18 protein-coding genes are annotated in these 18408 nt (G+C 48.4%); 3 read left to right on the plus strand and 15 right to left on the minus strand.

Translation table 11 applies throughout. The features are described 5' to 3' along the window. Positions 1 to 106: 106 nt before the first annotated feature. The 15 genes from CIK88_RS00595 to CIK88_RS00665 form a co-directional block, all read right to left on the minus strand. Entirely contained in the window at positions 107 to 1336 is a 1230-nt protein-coding gene (locus CIK88_RS00595) for a M64 family metallopeptidase (RefSeq protein ID WP_094433968.1), read from the minus strand. Then, positions 1333 to 1683, minus strand: coding sequence for a 2-amino-4-hydroxy-6-hydroxymethyldihydropteridine diphosphokinase (locus tag CIK88_RS00600; RefSeq protein WP_094433969.1), 351 nt, complete (start codon positions 1681 to 1683; stop codon positions 1333 to 1335). Before CIK88_RS00600 ends, CIK88_RS00595 begins: the two co-directional genes overlap by 4 nt. An 11-nt stretch (positions 1684 to 1694) precedes the next feature. Further along, positions 1695 to 3689, minus strand: a complete 1995-nt coding sequence (locus CIK88_RS00605; protein ID WP_094433970.1) for a fructose-1,6-bisphosphatase — start codon at positions 3687 to 3689, stop codon at positions 1695 to 1697. Further along, positions 3686 to 4789: a hypothetical protein gene (locus CIK88_RS00610; RefSeq protein ID WP_094433971.1), complete on the minus strand. Its 1104-nt coding sequence runs from the start codon at positions 4787 to 4789 to the stop codon at positions 3686 to 3688. The genes CIK88_RS00605 and CIK88_RS00610 overlap by 4 nt, the downstream gene beginning before the upstream one ends. A 63-nt stretch (positions 4790 to 4852) precedes the next feature. After that, complete coding sequence (locus CIK88_RS00615) at positions 4853 to 6082, minus strand: glycosyltransferase (RefSeq protein ID WP_094433972.1); 1230 nt, start codon at positions 6080 to 6082, stop codon at positions 4853 to 4855. A 30-nt stretch (positions 6083 to 6112) separates the two neighbouring features. Continuing rightward, positions 6113 to 7273 carry a diaminopimelate decarboxylase gene (gene lysA / locus CIK88_RS00620; protein ID WP_094391063.1) on the minus strand — a complete coding sequence of 387 codons (1161 nt, stop codon included), beginning with the start codon at positions 7271 to 7273 and terminating at the stop codon, positions 6113 to 6115. Between the two features lie 74 nt (positions 7274 to 7347). Further along, a complete protein-coding gene (locus CIK88_RS00625) occupies positions 7348 to 8667 on the minus strand; it encodes an aspartate kinase (RefSeq protein ID WP_094433973.1) in 1320 nt (439 codons plus the stop codon). A gap of 42 nt (positions 8668 to 8709) precedes the next feature. After that, a complete protein-coding gene (locus CIK88_RS00630; RefSeq protein WP_094391061.1) occupies positions 8710 to 9474 on the minus strand; it encodes a cell division ATP-binding protein FtsE in 765 nt (254 codons plus the stop codon). Between the two features lie 21 nt (positions 9475 to 9495). Then, positions 9496 to 10143, minus strand: a complete 648-nt coding sequence (hisIE, locus tag CIK88_RS00635; RefSeq protein ID WP_094391060.1) for a bifunctional phosphoribosyl-AMP cyclohydrolase/phosphoribosyl-ATP diphosphatase HisIE — start codon at positions 10141 to 10143, stop codon at positions 9496 to 9498. After that, on the minus strand, positions 10140 to 10898 hold the full coding sequence (hisF, locus tag CIK88_RS00640; protein WP_094433974.1) for an imidazole glycerol phosphate synthase subunit HisF: 759 nt from the start codon (positions 10896 to 10898) through the stop codon (positions 10140 to 10142). Before hisF ends, hisIE begins: the two co-directional genes overlap by 4 nt. Positions 10899 to 10931: 33 nt before the next feature. Next, positions 10932 to 11666 carry a 1-(5-phosphoribosyl)-5-[(5-phosphoribosylamino)methylideneamino]imidazole-4-carboxamide isomerase gene (gene hisA / locus CIK88_RS00645; protein WP_094391058.1) on the minus strand — a complete coding sequence of 245 codons (735 nt, stop codon included), beginning with the start codon at positions 11664 to 11666 and terminating at the stop codon, positions 10932 to 10934. After that, positions 11663 to 12298 carry an imidazole glycerol phosphate synthase subunit HisH gene (gene hisH, locus CIK88_RS00650; protein ID WP_094433975.1) on the minus strand — a complete coding sequence of 212 codons (636 nt, stop codon included), beginning with the start codon at positions 12296 to 12298 and terminating at the stop codon, positions 11663 to 11665. The genes hisA and hisH overlap by 4 nt, the downstream gene beginning before the upstream one ends. Position 12299: 1 nt before the next feature. Further along, positions 12300 to 13166, minus strand: coding sequence for a formyltetrahydrofolate deformylase (gene purU, locus CIK88_RS00655; RefSeq protein ID WP_094391056.1), 867 nt, complete (start codon positions 13164 to 13166; stop codon positions 12300 to 12302). Positions 13167 to 13588: 422 nt separating this feature from the next. Further along, positions 13589 to 14134, minus strand: coding sequence for an FHA domain-containing protein (locus tag CIK88_RS00660; protein WP_094433976.1), 546 nt, complete (start codon positions 14132 to 14134; stop codon positions 13589 to 13591). Further along, the gene (locus CIK88_RS00665) at positions 14131 to 15300 is read right to left on the minus strand and encodes an SPOR domain-containing protein (RefSeq protein ID WP_094433977.1); all 1170 of its coding nucleotides are present in this window, start codon (positions 15298 to 15300) and stop codon (positions 14131 to 14133) included. The genes CIK88_RS00660 and CIK88_RS00665 overlap by 4 nt, the downstream gene beginning before the upstream one ends. Positions 15301 to 15462: 162 nt before the next feature. On the opposite strand from CIK88_RS00665, the gene CIK88_RS00670 reads away from it, so the two are divergent. From CIK88_RS00670 to CIK88_RS00680, 3 genes are read left to right on the plus strand one after another with little or no spacing between them, the layout of a single operon-like run. Beyond that, positions 15463 to 16779 carry a UDP-glucose/GDP-mannose dehydrogenase family protein gene (locus CIK88_RS00670; protein ID WP_094391053.1) on the plus strand — a complete coding sequence of 439 codons (1317 nt, stop codon included), beginning with the start codon at positions 15463 to 15465 and terminating at the stop codon, positions 16777 to 16779. Then, positions 16780 to 17586 (plus strand): DUF4738 domain-containing protein, encoded by an 807-nt coding sequence (locus tag CIK88_RS00675; protein ID WP_094433978.1) that lies wholly within the window; start codon positions 16780 to 16782, stop codon positions 17584 to 17586. It abuts the gene before it with no gap. A 15-nt stretch (positions 17587 to 17601) separates the two neighbouring features. Continuing rightward, a complete protein-coding gene (locus CIK88_RS00680) occupies positions 17602 to 18360 on the plus strand; it encodes a nitrilase-related carbon-nitrogen hydrolase (RefSeq protein ID WP_094391051.1) in 759 nt (252 codons plus the stop codon). The last annotated feature ends 48 nt before the right edge of the window (positions 18361 to 18408 follow it).

Consider the following 18408-nt stretch of genomic DNA (forward strand, 5'->3'; position numbering starts at 1 on the left):
GAAAAATTACAGATAATGATGATGATGGTCTGTTATTTAAGATTTATTCACACCGACAGCGACCCAATGGGTGTTGGATCGCTGTCGGACGGAAACCAGTGTCAGTTTATTTTTCGGTATAGAACTTGATGAGGCGGGTGAGGGCTTCTTGGCAGACGGGACAGAAGTCGGGGTGCTCGTTGGTGCGCATACGACAATCTTCCTGTCCGCGCCATACGCCATGGGTGAGATAGCCGCCACCCTCTACCAGCGAGGCGCGTCCTTCGTCGATGAGTTTCTGCCATTTGGCAGGATGCGTGGTGTGGGTGGTGAGGTTGGGTTCCCAGGGTTCGGTATCGGCAAAATACATGGGGTCGTCGTCACCGTAGGGATATTCGTCGCCAAGGCCGCCAAAGGAGTGACCGAATTCATGAACCACCACAGGAAGGAACTGTTGGCCACGCGTGTAACAGAGGTTGTAGGAATTGTAGATGCCTCCGCCGCCATAGTGGGCTGTATTCGCCAGGATAATGATATGTTCGTATGGTGTTCCTGCCAACAGGTCGTGAAGGCGCTTGAGGTGCAGGGTGGTCAGGTAGCGTGTGGAATAGAAGGTGTCGAAATGGCTTCCCAGGGCGGTGTCGAGCCAGATGTTCTTACCGGGTTGGCTGACGTCTGTATCATGGGAAGGCGATTGGATGGCGATGATATTGAAACGATCTTGCAGTTGCTTGAATGGTTCGTGGCGAAACAGCGCCTCGGTGGCTGCACGGCAGTCGGCAAGATACTGATCCATCTGTCCGACGGTGTAGCCCTCGGCAACAAAAGCCACATGGATGCATCGGGCGGTGTCGGCAGCAGCATGAATCGTGGTGTAATGGCTCTGTTGGTGCTGGCGACGGATGAGGATGTCGGTGGGATTGACACGATGGGTCATCGATGCCATGGTGCGGGCATGATAGTCGCGCAGGGTGACAGTGATCTCTACAGCTTGGCGGGGGTAGGGAACGAGGAATACGTTTTCAAATGACCGACTGGTCTGCCGTGCTTCGGCAGTAGAGAGCCATTCCTGAAAGAGGGTGGAGAAGGAGTGGCGGTAGATGACGGTTCCTGTGGCTGCATCTTTCATGGTGATGTCGCCGTTGCCTTCTAAAGGCAGTTGGTCGAGATGATGACGCCGACCGTACCATCCGGCACTCTTGTGGAGTTGGTCGAGGTAGATATGCTGGCTCTTCTTGTCACCGGCAAAGATGTAGTCGAGGCGCAGGGTGCTGTCGTTGAAGAACTGTTGGAAATCTTGTGCCTGCAGACAGATGGCGGTCATGAGCAGAACAAGGAATGAGACGTAACGTTTCATAAGATGTCATTGATTAGTTGTTGGATATAAGGACGAGGCCAGTCGCGAAGGTGCAGCCGCTGTTGGTCGTACTGCATGAGGTCGAGATCGACAGACACCCGACTTCCCTGTCGGCCGCAACGCTGTTCTGCAGCCTTAAGCAACGCGTTGAGGGAGTCGGCAGACAAGTCGGTCGTGCCTTTGATCAAGCGGTTCATATACATGATGCCGCTGCCTTTGATGTCGGCAGTCCATAAGAGGCGACTGCATGTGGTGTCGGTCAGCATAGTCTGCAGCCATTGTGACGCCCACTGGATGTGGGCGGCCTGCCGATGGTTGGAACCGAGCGAGATGATTACTGTTGCCATAGGGTAGGGCACTATTTCTTTTCTTTCACAAAACCATGACGGTAGGCATAGAGCAGCTGTCGGAGGTCGTCAATCTGAGCACGCAGTTCGTCACCCTTGTCGGTATCTGCCACATGCATGCGATGGGTGGAGAGTTCGACCAACTGGGTTGTTGACTTGATGTCGGAACCTTTTCTGATAGCATCGGAAGCACTTGTGAAGGGTTCGTGTTGAACCAACTGGAATCCACGTGAGTGATAGACCAAGGTGTAGCCCGCAATACCTGTCTCGCTATGATACGCCTCGGAGAATCCTCCATCGATGACCATCAGTTTGCCATTGGCTTTGATGGGGTTCTCACCTTTGGAGGCATGGACGGGAACGTGGCCGTTGATGATGTGGCGGTTGGGGCCTGCCACACCGAATGCATCAAGGATGCGGTCGCATACTTCTTCGGAGTCGCGCAACTGGAAATAGTAGCCTTTCTCCTCTTTATAGGTCTCGCAGTCAGTAAGGAAATAACGCTCAAACGTAGCCATCTTTGATTTGTCAAACAAGGGTGAGTCTTTACCACACCAAAGATAGAGAAAATAGTCGATGGCGTACTGGCGAAGTTCCGGCTCTGTATCGCTATTGAATGCAGAACGGATGAGCATGCCCAAGCGTGTCATCAGTTCCATACCGCTGTAATGCTCTCCATGATAGAGTGCAACGCTCTTCAGCGAACCGTCAGCATTGAGCGGACAGGAGGCGTGAAACAGCAGGTTGTGGTTGCTGATATTGTACATGCAACCATGTGACAGGAGCATCTTGACGTGCTTGTGGAGCTTCTCGCTGACTTGAAACGAGTGGTGGAGCTTCTCCATCAACTGTGTCTCTTCGGGAGTCAGTTCGAATGTCGGTTGACAGTCGGGACCTGATACGATAGTGGGGAAGAGGCAGGAAGTCATGGGGTAAGCGGTGTTGCCGATGGTGCAGGTGGCGTGAGCATAGTCAATCGCTTCGAGCAGGCAACGGTCCTGCATTGCCCATTCAGTGCGGCGCTTGAAGATGGTAGCTTCTGTTTTGAACTGTATGACGGTGATGGCCTTGTGCATCAATGCCGTGAGGCGCATGGTCTTTTCATCGAGGTGGGAACCTTTCAGAAGTTTGGGTTTGAACTCTTTGCAGGGATCGTCGCCGTAGGTCTCCATGGCAAAGGTTGCCAATGGTACGAGGTTGATGCCGTAGCCCTCTTCGAGAGTGGCTAAGTTGGCGTAGCGCAACGAAAGGCGCAGCACATTGCAGATACAGGCATCGTTGCCGGCAGCAGCGCCCATCCATAGAATATCGTGGTTGCCCCACTGGATGTCCCAGGAATGGTAATGGCGCATGGTGTCGAGGATGATGTGGGCACCGGGGCCTCGGTCGAAGATGTCGCCCAGGATGTGTAATTGGTCGATGGCGAGTCGCTGGATGACGTGGCAGAGGGCGATGATGAAGTCGTCGGCACGTCCTGTAGAAATAATCGTATCTACAATCACGGTGACGTAGGCAGCCTTGTCAGTATCGTCGGTACGCTCATGAAGCAGTTCTTCGATGATGTAAGAGAAATCGGGAGGCAGCGATTTTCTAACCTTAGAACGTGTGTATTTGCTGCTGACGTCGCGGCAAACAGCCACCAACCGATGGATGGTGATATGGTACCAGTCCTCCAGATCGGATTCAGCGGCTTTGATGAGTTCGATTTTCTGTTCGGGATAATAGATGAGCGTGCACAGTTCTCGCTGTTCTTTGTCGCGGATGTCGCCGGCAAAGAGTTCGCCCACCTTACGCTTGATATTTCCAGATGCGTTTTTCAAAACATGCTGGAAAGCCTCGCTCTCACCGTGTAAGTCGGCAAGGAAGTGTTCTGTGCCCTTGGGGAGATTGAGTATTGCTTCAAGGTTAATGATTTCCGTCGATGCTGCCGCAACAGTAGGGAAACTGTTGGACAGGAGTTGCAAATAGTGCATGTCGCGACGGAGGGTAACGGATTCTTTCGTCATATCTTCAGATGGTTTTTGATTTGTCGTTCTATGTTTCGGGTGACGCGGTCGTTGAGTGGGGGGAATGGCATGAATCCTTCGTCGAAGCCGGTTTCCTCAACCATGACCTGCATCAGGCGTCTGGCGCTTTTCAGCAGCCGGAGTTCTTCTAAACTCTCTGTGAGTTTCTCTTCGTTGCAGTCGTGTTCGCGTAATTCTTTGTCGAGTTCGCATAGGTGACAGACAGTTAGTTTGTTACGGGATATGAGACGATGCAACAGTCGGAAGGTTTCTATCAGTCGTTTGTTTTCGCTGGTGAAACTCATTCCGATGGTTTCTTCTATTCCCTTTGACGGTTGGTAGTGGTCGGGAAAGAAGGGGTGCGACTTCATTTCGTCGAAGTGAGGGCAATCGCATTGCAGGATACGAAGTCCTCTGTCTATCAGCTGTTCAATTTGCTCCTGCTGTGCATAACAGCGGATCTGGCGCCACCCTTCTTCGTCAAGGTGTGGCGGCGTGTGTGATGCCGGCAGATTAAGCCAGCGGATATCTTGGGTGATTCCAGCCTTGATGGCCAGTCGGAGTGTTGACAAGGTTTCCGGTTGCATCAGTTCGATGGTATTGCTGTCCATGATGCGTCGGTAGATCTGTGTCAGTTGTCGGAGTGTTTCTTCGGCTGTGATGGAACAGGTGATAATGGGGTTGCGCACAATGATGATGCGTTTGTTCCAGTTTAGTTTGCGCAGACACTCTTCTTCCATGGCTCCCTCCACAACGATGGCATATGCCTGACTGATGATGCGGTGTTGGAACAGTAAGGCTTTAGGGAGCTTCTCTTTCCAATACCGCTGGTTGAAAAACCAAGGTTCCAACTGTCCGTGGGGAGAGACGACCAAGCGAATGGCCTTGGTGCGAGCTTTGGTAAAAAGTCTGGCAGTCGATGTACGCCAGCATCCGTGTATGTGGAGGATGTTGATGTCTGCCATCTGGAGTATTTTCAGCGCCTCCTGGCAGTCTGTGGCGAAGAACATCGCAGTCTCATGTGAAGACACTCTTGACAGCATGGCGATATATTGGGCGGTCATGCTGTCTGTCTTGTCGAAGTAGTGTAGGATATTCATGAGACGTAAACTTGATTTGAAGTTTGAAAATTGTGATAATAGGCTGTGTGTGCTTCTCTGAAATTATTTTCGGATAAAATCAAAGCGGTCGGCTCGCCGATGCCGCCACATCAACCATGCGTTTTGCCAGACGGTTCGCACTTCAAGCCATGGTGCCTTCCACCAGGAGATGTGTTCGTCAAACTGTCTGCAGGTGCTGAGGAAGATGGTCAGTCGCGTTACCAATGTCAGCAGAAGGGCTATGGTGGCAGCAACGGTCACGACGAGGTTTGATGCGGATATGGCATAGGCAAGCGCTGCCATGGGAAGCAGCCATCCCAGATGGAGCATCCATTGGTCGGTGTTGCAGAGCAATCGATGTCGTAATCCGCGCTTCATCAGCGTGCGACTCTCTAAATAGTAGAGATGGTCGTAAAGCCACGTCTTGTCAGCAGGGCAACGCTGACAGAGCTGCGCTTGAAAGTCATAGACAAAAGCGGTGCGGTCTGGTGTTGCCATCTCGTTGACAATGAAGTCGTATTCTCCCCGAAGATGAACCAGGTTGTGGAGAAATCCCTTTTGTTGGATAAAGTCTGATTTACGGAACATCAGATTGCAGCCGATGTTACGATAGGCAATTCCGTTTTTGATGCGATGCAGTTGGTAACACAGCGTGTTGAGGCGGTCATAGCGCCAATAGGCAGGAGTGTCGGCATCATAACTGGTGTAGCCCATGACCAGGTCTTTGTCGTCGGTTGCGTGTTCCGCCATGGTTGCCAACCAGCGGTTGCCTGTGGGTTTGCAGTCTATGTCGGTTATCAATATCCAATCGCCCTTTGAGGCCTTGACGGCCATGGTAAGCGAGAGTTTCCTGCGACTGATGTAATGGCTTGATTCGGGAATGAAAGTGGTGTAGAGCCGTGGATATTTAGCTTTTGCACGCGTAAGCACGTCTTGTGTATCATCCGTTGATGATTCATCGACAATGATGACCTCCCATTTTCCCCGGTACTGTTGTTCCAAGAGTTGGGGCAGTCTTTCTTCCAATTCACAGGCATTGTCGTGTACGGCCAGGACAATGGAAACAAACGGTAGTGCGGAGGTTGCCCCTGTTGGGGTATGAACCTCCGTCGTCTCTGTAGAATCACTATTGCAGGTGCTTTCATCGACATCGTTCTCCGAGGCATTCTGTATGTCGTCAGCCATTTTGATACGGGGACGTCTTGCCATGCTGCTGAACCAAGGAGAGATGAGGGCCAACAGCAATAGGAAAACAGATATTGCAATAGAGAAATAGTCGAATGTGATAGTCATAGTCCTTTGATGATGAGAGTGTTATGGTGTTTATAGATCTTCGCTCATGTAGCTTTTCGGCAGTTGGCGGCAATTGTATTGTGAAGCCATGATTTCTCCATAAGCTCCAGCAGACCGGATGGCAATCAAGTCACCACGATGGCATTTGTTGAGGTCTATCTGTTTGGCAAATACGTCGCTTGACTCACAGATTGGTCCTACCACATCGTAGGTGTCGGCAGGTTCGTCGCTCGAAATGTTCTCTATCTTATGATAGGCTTGATAGAGGGCAGGGCGGATGAGGTCTGTCATTCCAGCGTCGATGATGGCAAACTGCTTGACGGCGCCTTGTTTTATATATAAGGTACGCGCGATGAGCGTTCCACATTGTGCGACTACGGCACGACCTAACTCAAAATGTAGGGTTTGTCCTGGACGCAAGCGCAACTTTTTGGCATATACGTTGAAATAATCCTGGAAATTGGGAATGGGGACTCGGTTGGGGTGTTGGTAGTCGATGCCGAGACCTCCGCCCACGTTGACGTTTTCTATCTGGATGTGGTGTTTTTCCAGTAGGTCCTGCAGTTCGTTGATTCTGTTGCAGAGCGCTTCAAAATCGCCCATGTCGAGGATCTGGCTTCCGATGTGGAAATGGAGGCCTACAAATTTCACGTTGTTGAGTTTGGCAGCTTCTTCGATGCTTGCCAGCATGTCGTCCATGGCAATACCGAATTTATTTTCAGCCAGTCCGGTGGTGATATTGGCATGGGTGTGTGCTCCTACGTTAGGATTGATGCGAAGGGCAATGCGAGCCACCTTTCCCTTGGCGGCAGCCAGTTCGTTGATAACCTCTAATTCGGCAATACTCTCCACGTTGAAAGCGAAAATATCTTTGTCGAGTCCGAGGTTGATCTCCCAGTCGCTCTTTCCTACGCCCGCATAGACAATTTTAGAGGCAGGGAATCCTGCTTTGAGAGCTGCTTCTATTTCGCCGCCACTCACGCAGTCGGCTCCCAGTCCAGCCTCTCTGATGATGCGGAGCAGGTATGGGTTTGCATTAGCTTTTACGGCATAGTGTACGCAGAAACCTTCATGTCGCATAGTCTCTTGACAGATGGTCTGAAGAGTCTTGCGCAACAGTTCTGTGTCATAGTAGTAGAAAGGGGTGCGGAGTTGTTGAAATTTATGGGTGGGAAATTGTCCTTTTGTCATTGTGTTGTCTATTTTGCATTTCAGGCAATCGGGAGGAGCCTTAGTAGAGAGGTCTCCTCCCTTTGTCGTTGGTTTTACTTATTGAATAAGGTATCACTTAAACTTTGAAGTGCACGTTTCTTATCTTCCTCGCGAATAAGGAATGAGATATTATAATTAGAACCACCATAGCTGACCATGCGAACAGGGATATTCTTCATGGCGTCGAGCGTCATGGTTTCGAATCCGATGTTTGACCAGTCGAGGTCACCTACCACACAGATGATGCACATGCCGGTATCTACGGTTACTGTGCCGTATTTCTTGAGTTCGTCAACGATTTCTCCAAGGTGTGCGGAGTTGTCTATTGACATGGAAACTCCCACTTCTGACGTACAAACCATGTCGATAGGAGTTTGGTAGCTCTCAAAGATTTCGAATACCTTGCGCAGGAAACCTGTTGCGAGGAGCATGCGGCTAGACTTGATCTTGATGGCGATGATATTGTCTTTTGCAGCAACAGCCTTGATTTTGCCATATTCAGTCTGGTTGGAAATGGTAGTACCTTCAGCCTCAGGATCCATCGTATTGAGCAGACGTACGGGGATTCCGGCATATTTTGCAGGTTGGATGCAGGTGGGGTGCAGGATTTTAGCACCGAAATATGCCAATTCAGCAGCCTCTTCGAAATGGAGGTGGTGTACGGGTTCGGTCTTTTCAACGACACGTGGGTCGTTGTTGTGCATACCGTCAATATCTGTCCAGATCTGGATTTCCTCGGCGTTGATAGCTGCTCCGATGAGCGATGCAGTATAGTCAGAACCGCCACGTTGGAGGTTGTCTATCTCGCCATAGGCATTACGGCAGATGAATCCTTGGGTGATATATACCTGATTGTCAGGGTTCTTCTCCATGATGGCAGAGAGTTTCTCGCGGATGTAGGTGGGGTCAGGCTCCGAGTTTTTGTCGGTGCGCATGAAATCGAGTGCGTTGAGCAGTACAGCCTTGATACCTTGTTCTTTCATGTAGTTGACCACCATGTTGGTTGACATCATTTCACCTTGAGCCACAATGCTTTTCTCTTCAAACGAAGTGAAGAGCTCTTTGGTGAAGGAGCGCAGGTAGTTCATCTCCGATGCGATGAATTCACGGGTGTTTTGTTTCATCTCGTCGGTGGTGTAGAGTTCTTCAACATGCTTCATGTATTTCTTTTCAAGCATATTGATAACTTCGTTCGCTCCCTCCGGATTCTTCTTGTAGAGATAATCAGAGATTTCTATCAGAGAGTTTGTTGTTCCTGACATGGCAGAGAGAACGATGAAAACGGGTTCGCCTGATTTCGTAACCAGGTTGACAACTTCCTTCATGCGGCTTGGTGAACCTACCGAAGTACCGCCAAATTTCATTACTTTCATAGTGTATGTTTATTTTAATTTTGTTCTACTTTGTATTTTGCTTCAAACAGACAGGTCTTCTCGCACTTCATATCCGCTGTTGTATGTTTCCTGCGAACTGTCAGTATCGTCGGAGAGCATCATGATCTTGTTGTAATCGTCGGTAACCAGTTCGAGATGTTTTCCGCAGCAACGATAGACGATGCCAGGATAATCCTTCAGCAAAGGAATATTGTGGGTAGTCATTACCACGGACGTTCCTGTCTGTGTAACATTTCTCAGCAGCTGTATGATGTTGTTGGCTGTTTCTGGGTCAAGATTGCCTGTTGGTTCATCGGCTATGATAACCTTAGGTTTGTTGAGAATGGCGCGTGCAATAGCGATGCGTTGCTGTTCTCCGCCGGAGAGTTCGTGAGGCATTCGCTCTGTTTTTTCTGTCATTTCAACGTCTTCAAGGACTTCGCTGATGCGCTGTTCGATTTCTTCCTTATCTTTCCATCCTGTAGCTTTGAGCACAAACTGCAGATTGTCGTGAACGTTTCTGTCGCTCAGGAGTTGGAAATCCTGGAAGATAATTCCCATCTGTCGGCGCAAGGCAGGTACGTATCTGCGTTTCAATTTGCGGATATCGTGGTTGAAAACCATGGCATTGTCTGCCTCGTCCAAGTCGAGTTCGAAGTAGAGTGTTTTGAGTAGTGTACTCTTTCCTGAACCTACACGACCGATGATGTAGATGAATTCGCCCTCGTTGACATGGAAATCCACATGTTCGAGTACGAGAGACCCGTCATCTTGGCGGATGGTGGCGTTTTTATAGTCTATCAGCATATATGGAAGCTTTAAAAAGTTTTATTTCATAGTTCCTTTAGCCTTTTCTTGGCGGCGTTTTTTGTCCCAGTTGGGGTCATGGCGTTTTTGCAGTTCTGCTGCGACATCCTCGATGCGGAGTCCTTTGGCGGTAAGCATGACGAGGAGATGGTAGAGCAGGTCTGATGCCTCATAGACCAGGTGCTCGTCAGTACCGTTTGTGGCTTCTATTACTGTTTCAAGTGCTTCTTCTCCAACTTTTTGTGATATTTTGTTGATGCCTTTGTTGAAAAGGCTTGTAGTGTAAGATCCCTCAGGCATTTCCTTTTTGCGCTTGTCGATAAAATCCTGCAGTTCAGTGAGGAAAAGTATGGGACTTGTTTCGTTGTCTTCTCCCCAGCAGGTGTCGGTACCTGTGTGGCAGGTAGGTCCAACGGGATTGACTCTGACGAGGAGCGTGTCGTTGTCGCAATCGTTTTTGATGCTGACGAGATTGAGGAAATGTCCAGACGTCTCACCTTTTGTCCAAAGGGTCTGACGGCTTCTGCTCCAGAATGTGACATGACCTGTTTCGATGGTTTTCTTATAGGCCTCTTCATTCATGAAGCCGAGCATGAGCACGTTTTTTGTTGTTGCGTCCTGGATGATGGCAGGCACGAGGCCGTCCATTTTTTCAAAATCTATTTTCATAATCTTACTTTGATGCCTTGTTGGTGTAAATACTGTTTGAGTGTCGGTATGGCGATTTCGCCGAAGTGGAAAACGCTTGCTGCGAGTGCTGCGTCTGAATGTCCTTCTATGAAAGTGTCGCGGAAGTGTTCCATCGCTCCAGCTCCTCCGCTTGCGATGACGGGTATGGAGAGGTTGTCTGTGAGTTGGCGCAGGGCTTCGTTGGCAAATCCTGTTTTTACTCCGTCGTGGTCCATACTTGTGAACAGGATTTCTCCTGCTCCGCGCTCTTGTGCTTCGTGTGCCCATTCAAAGAGGTTGTGTTCGGTGCGTTCTCTTCCGCCTTTGAGGTAGCAATGCCATCCGTCCTCATCGTTGCGAGCGTCGATGGCGCATACACAGACTTGAGAACCGAATCGGTTGGCAATATCTTCTATGAGTTTCGGATTTCGCAAGGCCGCACTATTGACGCTCACCTTGTCTGCGCCGGCATAGAGCAGGCGCTCCACATCGGCAAGTTCGTTGATGCCTCCGCCGACGGTGAAGGGGATATTGATTTCCTGTGCCACCCGTGTGACCATTTCTATAAAGGTCTTGCGCTCTTCGTAGGAGGCGGTAATGTCGAGGAAAACCAGTTCGTCGGCTCCTTGCTGGCTATATACTTTAGCCAGTTCCACAGGATCTCCTGCAGCTCTGAGGTTGACGAAATTGGTGCCTTTGACGGTTTGTCCGTCTTTTACGTCGAGGCAAGGTATGATTCGTTTGGCAAGTCCCATATTATTGAATATTCTCTTGTTGTTCTTATGTTGTCATTGTGCCGAGGCGTTATGGTAAGCCATGAGTTCTTTCATGTCGATACGTCCTTCGTAGATGGCTTTTCCAAAGACCACGGCAGGGATTCCTGCAGCGTCGAGTGCTTTGATGTCGTCGAGTGAGGATACTCCTCCGCTTGCGATGAGATGCAGTTGGGGGTAAGTCTCCATGATCTGACGATAAAGGTCAATGGCAGGCCCTTGTAGTGTTCCGTCTTTTGAGATCTCTGTACATAGTACGTATTTGACGCCTGCGTCGATGTAGCGTTTGAGGAAGGGAAGCAGCGGTTCTGCAGAGTCCTCTTTCCATCCGTTGATGCTAATCATTCCGTTGCGTACATCCGCTCCGAGAATCATGCGTTCAGCTCCGTATTTCTCCAGCCATGAGATGAAGAGTTCTGGATTTGTCACGGCAATGGATCCTACGGTAACCATGCTTGCTCCATGACGGAATGCTTTCTCGATATCGTCGTCGGTTTTGATGCCTCCTCCAAAATCTACGGTGAGCTGTGTCTCTGTTGTGATATCCTGTAGTGCCTCCTTGTTGACGATATGTTTGGATTTTGCCCCATCGAGATCAACGACATGGAGGCGCTTGAAACCGAGTTTTTCAAATTCGGCAGCAACGTCGGCAGGCCGGTTGTGATAGACGGTCTTCTGGTTGTAGTCACCTTTGGTCAGTCGGACGCATTGTCCGTCGATGATGTCAATGGCAGGGATGAGTTCTATCATAGGGCCAAGAAGTTTTTGAGGATTGTTTCGCCTGTCTTTCCACTCTTTTCCGGGTGGAACTGGCAGGCATAGAAATTGTCTTTTTGAAGTGCTGCCGAGTAGGGGAGGATATAGTCTGCCACGGCAGCCGTTTGCTGACAGAGGGGAACATAGTAGCTATGAACGAAGTAGGCGTAAGCCTCTCCTTCGCTTGGTCCGAAGGTTGGTAGTCCTTTGAAGAGGGCGCAAGGCGTATCGTGTCCGGTCGTGTCGGCAGATGGCTTGATAATCTTGTTCCATCCCATGCAGGGAACTTTGTCTTCGTGATGCTGTGGGCAGAATCGCTTCACTTCTGCATCAAAGATTCCTATGCAATCGACGTTGCCTTCTTCTGAGTGGCGGCAGAGTAGTTGTTGGCCGACGCAGATGCCGAGCACGGGCTGGCGCAACGAGCGGATTACTTCGTCGAGGCGTCGAGCCTTGAGGTATTCCATGGCACCGCGTGCTTCACCTTGTCCAGGGAAGAGCACCCTGTCTGCCTGTTGCAGCGCTTCGGCAGAGTCGGTCAGCAGGGGTTCTATATCCAGTCTGCGTAGTGCGTTGACTACCGAGAAGATGTTGCCTGCATTGTATTTTACGATGGCTACCTGCATATTATGAGAATATGATTGTCTTGTTTTTGAATGTCAGAATTTTACGCTGAATATGTTTGGACACAGCATGTGAGAGCACGATTTTCTCCAAGTCTTTACCTTTCAGCACGAGGCTTTCTGGTGTGTCTTTGTGGGAGATTCGTGTCACGTCCTGTTCGATGATGGGGCCTGCGTCGAGTTCTGCTGTTACATAATGACTGGTGGCTCCGATGATCTTCACACCACGTTCCCATGCTTGGTGGTAGGGCTTTGCGCCTACGAAAGCCGGGAGGAATGAGTGGTGGATGTTGATGATATGGTTGGGGTAGGACTTAATCATATCATCGCTGATGATCTGCATGTATCGTGCGAGAACGATGAAAGTGATTTTTTCTTTCTTGAGCAGTTCCATTTCAGCAGCCTCTACCTCGGCTTTGTTGGAGTGGTCTTTCTTGATGCTCCAGACATAATATGGAATATTGAATTGCTCTGCCACATAGCGCAGGTCTTCGTGGTTGGATACGATGCATGGAATGTCAACCTCCCATTCTCCGGCTTTCCAACGTGCCAACAGGTCGTAGAGGCAATGGCTCATTTTTGATACGAAGATGGCCATTCTTGGGCGTTTGTCAGAAAAATATAGGTTGCAGGTCATCTGGTAGCGTTGTGCGTAGAGTGTGTTGATATACTCTAAAATTTTTTCGCGTGGAATCGTGAAGCCTTCTAATTCCCATTCAATTCGCATGAAGAACATCCCGTCTTGTTTGTCAACATACTGATCGAGGTATACGATGTTGCCTTGGTTGTCTGTGATAAAACGGGTCACTTCAGAGATAATGCCCTGTTGGTCGGGGCAATGTAGGAGCAGAATGGCTGTTGGTTTTTTCATTTTCTTTAAGGGTGTTTGTATCTTTGATTTAATTCCTTGCAAAGATACTGTTTTTTTGTTACATTACCAAAGGTAATGAATGAAAAATGGCTATTCTGCAATTTCTTCTGCATAATAATGCTGTTTGCATTCTTTATGTGGGTAAATGCTGGCGGTCTTTGACCTGGTCTTCTTTGCCTCGGCAAAGCTCAAAAGTGAACTTTCAGCTCTTCTCTCGGCTTCGGGAAGCCGTCGGGATGGGGTCGGGATGTGGCGTTCGGATGTGGAAGGTAAATCGTAAGTATGTTTTGACGTAAATTTTGAATACGAAGATGCACATCAGGCAACCCTGTTGTATTACCTGATATGTATTATGTTTTTGTCAATAAGTGAGTTATACTTATTTGCTTGTAAAGTTCTGCGAGGTGGAAATATGACTGGGATTATTCTTCTTCCTTTTGTGGGGTGCGCAGTATAATGCTTGTTGCACCAAGGGTGAAGAGAGTTCCGTCTTCAATACGTCTGCGCTCACGAGGTGAAAGCTCCACTTTGTCAACAAATGTTCCAGTATTGCTGTTGTTGTCGCTGAGTGTATATTGCAGTTCGCCACGCTTGTTGCGACTTACCGTGATGGTACAATGATTGAGGTCCACGCTTGGGTCAACAGTTTCGAAAGCTGTGTTGATAGGATTTCCTTTTTGATAGCGTCCTATGACATTATCACCCATGCGTAGTGGTAATTCTTGCTTGTAGTGGAATACGTTTTCGATCACAACAATACTTCCGCAGTCTGTTTCCAGATTGGAGAATTGTGCATTGGCAATTTCGTTCTCCTTACGTTGAGTTTCTCGGAGTTTTGAAACGCCGATTCTTATGCCAAACTGCTTTCCGCATTCGGCACATTGAAATACCAGGGATTGTCCTGCTTCGTATTTTGTTTCGTCGAACGTGATATACGCATCACATTTTGGGCAACGGATACGCTTCATACATTAGTCTTTTTATAAACCCACGCTTCGGTGAAATCATCTTCAAAGCGGAGGTTGTTACGTTCACTATAGGCTTCGTCTTCAGTACGAAAATGTCCATAGGTCACTCTTACCACATTGTTGTGAATATAGATCTCCGTGTCTTTAAATCCACGGTCTTTGAGCTTCTTTACAAATTCTTCGGCATTGGCCTTCTTCACGCGACTTGCCAGAACCAAACAGTAGGGGCGTGCGGTATTGCTTGGACGGGTCACAGCCGGTTTCTCTGCGCTTTTTTCGCTGATAGCCTCTTTTTCTATTTTACGTACCGGCTCGCTATTGAGCTCTTGCGTATTTGTGGCGTCAGCTGCTGGTTCTTGAATCGTTTCCACTACGGACTTTGTAATAGCCGGCTTGTCAGACGCATCTTTATTGACCAGTTGATAGACCATGTCTTGCTTTAGTCCTGTGATGGCTTGCGAACTATAGTTGCTGTTGGCTATGGGCGTACTCATCATGAGGAAGAGAATGACAGATGCAGCCACGGCAACGGTATTGCGAATCCACGAGAGTTTGATACTGATGGTTCGCTCTTCGTCTTCGTCTTCATCCAAGATCTCAGTAAGGGTGGGCTGGGGGATTGCAACGCTCTTTGTTTGAGTTGCGGGCGTTTGTACCTTTGGAGCAGGAACGTCGGCTTTCGCAGTTTCTTCTGTCTTTTGGTTTGTGTCGGCAAGAGAGAGGCTTTCTGCTATTGGAGCAAGGTTGAAGGTGTTTAAGCCGTAAAGGTCTGGTGTCAAAATTCCTGCTTCACAGGGTGTGAAGAGGTATCCGCCTTCATCGTTGCCTGACAGCGTACCTATTCCGTCGAGTATATATGATCCTTGTTGAGCGATTGTTTCGCGCAACTCGGCCACTTCATTCTCGATGCGTTGTATGGCTTCGGGATAGCTGATGTCGTAGGCTTCCACGTATGACTGCGCCAAGAGCGAGTCGTTCATCTTGAGTTGCGGATTAAAGCCAAGAGTTCTCATTGGCGGAATAAACGTATTGTCTGTTTCGTCAAAATGTGCGGATACATGATATGCTACGAAGCCTCCGAAATCGGGGACCACGACGCAATCGTTGTCAAGCAACAATATCTCTAAATGTCTCTTCAGTTCAATCACGTGTGCAAAATTACTCATTTTTTACGAGAATTACAAATAAAAATAAAGATAAAAGCGCTATAAAAGCAAAAAAAAATTTCCGTATTAAAAGAATAATTGTTACTTTTGCAAACATAAAACCACAAAAAAAGAGATAGGTGGCTTATGTCAGTCTCTTTATAATAATATTAATTAAGGAATATGAATATAGCAATTGTTGGAACTGGTTACGTGGGTCTTGTATCGGGTACTTGTTTTGCCGATACGGGAGCTAATGTGACGTGTGTGGACGTTGATGCCGGCAAAATCGAGCGACTAAAGAATGGGGAGATTCCCATTTATGAGCCCGGACTTGACGAACTTGTTAAGAAGAATGTGGCAGCCGGTCGTCTGAAGTTCACTACCGATTTAACTGCTGTACTTGATGATGTGCAGATTGTATTTTCGGCTGTTGGAACACCTCCCGATGAGGATGGTTCTGCAGACCTTAAATATGTATTGCAAGTTGCACGCACCATCGGTCAGAATCTGAATCATTATGTGGTTGTGGTTACCAAATCGACAGTTCCTGTTGGTACGGCCCGTAAGGTGCGCAAGGCTATAGAGGAAGAGCTTGCCAAGCGTGGAGTGGATGTTCCTTTCGATGTGGCGTCTAATCCTGAGTTCCTCAAAGAGGGAAATGCTATTAAGGATTTCATGTCTCCCGACCGTGTAGTGGTTGGTGTGGAGAGTGAACAGGCCAAGAAGGTGCTTACAAAACTCTATAAGCCATTTCTTATCAATAACTTCCGTGTCATCTTTATGGATATTCCGTCTGCGGAAATGACTAAATACGCAGCCAATTCCATGCTTGCCACGCGTATTTCATTTATGAACGATATTGCCAACCTTTGTGAACGCGTGGGTGCGGATGTCAATATGGTGCGTGCAGGAATAGGAGCAGATACCCGCATTGGCCGCAAGTTCCTCTATGCAGGTTGTGGCTATGGTGGAAGTTGTTTTCCTAAAGATGTGAAGGCGCTGATCAAAACTGCCGATCAAAACGGCTATTCCATGGAGGTGCTCAAGGCGGTGGAGCGCGTCAACGAGCGTCAGAAGAGCATACTCTTCGATAAACTGAAACGTGCTTTCGACGGAGAGTCGCTTGAAGGTAAGACGATTGCCCTTTGGGGACTTTCGTTCAAGCCGGAAACCGACGATATGCGTGAGTCCACAGCACTCGTCATGATCGGATTGCTGCTTGAGGCAGGATGTACGGTTCGTGCCTACGACCCTGTGGCCATGGCAGAGTGTAAGCGTCGTATCGGCGATAGTATTTCTTATTGCCGTGATATGTATGACGCTGTACTTGAAGCAGATGCACTTCTGTTGCTGACCGAATGGAAAGAGTTTCGCTTGCCCACCTGGGGAGTGATTCGTAAGGCCATGCGACGCCCGCTGGTCATCGACGGTCGTAATATTTTTGATAGCGAGGAACTTGAAGAAAATGGATTTGAATATCATTGTATTGGTAAGTGAATGTGTAAATTGAAATATATTCTTTGTCTCGTTGTGTCTGTCTTTCTATCTGTCGGTTGTAAACAACAATCGGCTGGTCAAGTAGAAGAGCGTGCGGAAAGCAAGCAAGCCAAACAGTTGTTGCAAGGCGTTTGGATGGATCAGGAATCAGAGATGGTGGTCTTCAAGATGCAGGGCGATACCGTCTATTTTCCTGACTCTACCAGTGTGCCTGCCTATTTCCGTGTGATCAACGACACCTTGTTTATTGGCGACAACGACATCAAATATCCTATCGTCAAGCAAATGCCCCATGTATTGTGGTTCAAGAATGCCGGAGGTGACGTGGTGAAACTTGTCAAGAGTACCGATCCGGAAGACGCGAATGTCTTTAAGCGAAAACGCCACGGCAAGGTTCTTACAAGCAGACAGATCACAAAGACCGATACCGTGGTGATGTACGACAATAACCGCTATCATTGTTATGTGGCAGTCAATCCGTCCAAATACAAGGTGACGAAAAACAGTTATAATGACGACGGACTTCAAGTGGAGAATGTCTATTACGACAATATTATCCATCTGAGTATCTTCCAGGGTTCAGCACGCGTTTATTCACAGGATTTCCGCAAACAGATGTTTGAAAAATATGTGCCCAAAGGTGTCTTGGAACAGTCGGTATTGGGAAATTTGGAATATGATAAGGTCGGTGCCGACGGATTCCGTTTCTTGGCAACCATAGGAATTCCAGATGATGCCAGTTGTTATCAGGCAGAAGTCGTTGTATCGCTGAATGGCAAAATGTCTATTAAACAAATGAATTATTGATAAGGCGTTAAAAAGATGAAAGTCACGCTGTTACAGATTGACTCTAAATGGATGGATGAACGCGGGAATATCTTGCGTGCAACAGCTCTTATGGACTCCCAGCCAGGAAGCGATTTATATGTCTTGCCGGAAATGTGGAGTACCGGATTTGTAACAGACACCATGGAGAATGTTCCAGATGAAAAGCATAGCGTGGCTTTGCAGTGGATGAAGGAAGAAGCGGCACGGCGCCGTTGTGCCATCTGTGGCAGTCTTGCCGTACGAGATGATGAAGGGGCATATCGCAACCGACTTTATTTTGTTGACGGACGTCATGACCGTGTGGCGTATTATGACAAGCATCATCTTTTCTCTTATGGCGGCGAAAACCTACATTATACTCCCGGACAGCATCACACCATTGTCGCGTATGAAGGAATGAGAATCCTTCTGCTGACCTGTTACGACCTGCGCTTCCCCTGCTGGATACGTTATGCAGACGATCGGGCGTATGATGTCATCCTCTTGGTGGCTAATTGGCCCCAAGGTCGCCAATCGGCTTGGCAGATACTTACAGCCGCCCGGGCTATAGAGAATCAATCCTATTTCATAGGAGTCAACAGGGTCGGTGACGATTTAGTCACACATTATATTGGTGGGAGTTGCGCCATTGACCCTATCGGTCGCACGATGGTTTCTCTTGGCGATACAGCAGAGGCTGTCAGCGTAGCACTCTCACAGTCAGAACTGTTAAGAAGACGTGAAAAATTCCCTGTGCTCGATGACCGTGATTGAAATATTCTCCAAAAACGTTGCGCATTTGCTGAAAATAGCCTACCTTTG

The organism is Prevotella sp. P5-50, from assembly GCF_002251295.1.
Classification (GTDB): domain Bacteria; phylum Bacteroidota; class Bacteroidia; order Bacteroidales; family Bacteroidaceae; genus Prevotella.

Bases quoted from the DNA above. Each gene is read 5' to 3' on its own strand.
- hisF (WP_094433974.1), bottom strand. From the start codon at position 10,898: ATGGGACTTGCCAAACGAATCATACCTTGCCTCGACGTAAAAGACGGA.
- hisH (WP_094433975.1), bottom strand. From the start codon at position 12,298: ATGCAGGTAGCCATCGTAAAATACAATGCAGGCAACATCTTCTCGGTA.
- CIK88_RS00660 (WP_094433976.1), bottom strand. From the start codon at position 14,134: ATGAAGCGTATCCGTTGCCCAAAATGTGATGCGTATATCACGTTCGAC.
- lysA (WP_094391063.1), bottom strand. From the start codon at position 7,273: ATGACAAAAGGACAATTTCCCACCCATAAATTTCAACAACTCCGCACC.
- CIK88_RS00615 (WP_094433972.1), bottom strand. From the start codon at position 6,082: ATGACTATCACATTCGACTATTTCTCTATTGCAATATCTGTTTTCCTA.
- CIK88_RS00630 (WP_094391061.1), bottom strand. From the start codon at position 9,474: ATGCTGATAGACTATAAAAACGCCACCATCCGCCAAGATGACGGGTCT.
- CIK88_RS00610 (WP_094433971.1), bottom strand. From the start codon at position 4,789: ATGAATATCCTACACTACTTCGACAAGACAGACAGCATGACCGCCCAA.
- CIK88_RS00675 (WP_094433978.1), top strand. From the start codon at position 16,780: ATGTGTAAATTGAAATATATTCTTTGTCTCGTTGTGTCTGTCTTTCTA.
- CIK88_RS00670 (WP_094391053.1), top strand. From the start codon at position 15,463: ATGAATATAGCAATTGTTGGAACTGGTTACGTGGGTCTTGTATCGGGT.
- CIK88_RS00605 (WP_094433970.1), bottom strand. From the start codon at position 3,689: ATGACGAAAGAATCCGTTACCCTCCGTCGCGACATGCACTATTTGCAA.
- CIK88_RS00680 (WP_094391051.1), top strand. From the start codon at position 17,602: ATGAAAGTCACGCTGTTACAGATTGACTCTAAATGGATGGATGAACGC.
- CIK88_RS00625 (WP_094433973.1), bottom strand. From the start codon at position 8,667: ATGAAAGTAATGAAATTTGGCGGTACTTCGGTAGGTTCACCAAGCCGC.
- CIK88_RS00665 (WP_094433977.1), bottom strand. From the start codon at position 15,300: ATGAGTAATTTTGCACACGTGATTGAACTGAAGAGACATTTAGAGATA.
- CIK88_RS00595 (WP_094433968.1), bottom strand. From the start codon at position 1,336: ATGAAACGTTACGTCTCATTCCTTGTTCTGCTCATGACCGCCATCTGT.
- purU (WP_094391056.1), bottom strand. From the start codon at position 13,166: ATGAAAAAACCAACAGCCATTCTGCTCCTACATTGCCCCGACCAACAG.
- hisIE (WP_094391060.1), bottom strand. From the start codon at position 10,143: ATGAAAATAGATTTTGAAAAAATGGACGGCCTCGTGCCTGCCATCATC.
- CIK88_RS00600 (WP_094433969.1), bottom strand. From the start codon at position 1,683: ATGGCAACAGTAATCATCTCGCTCGGTTCCAACCATCGGCAGGCCGCC.
- hisA (WP_094391058.1), bottom strand. From the start codon at position 11,666: ATGATAGAACTCATCCCTGCCATTGACATCATCGACGGACAATGCGTC.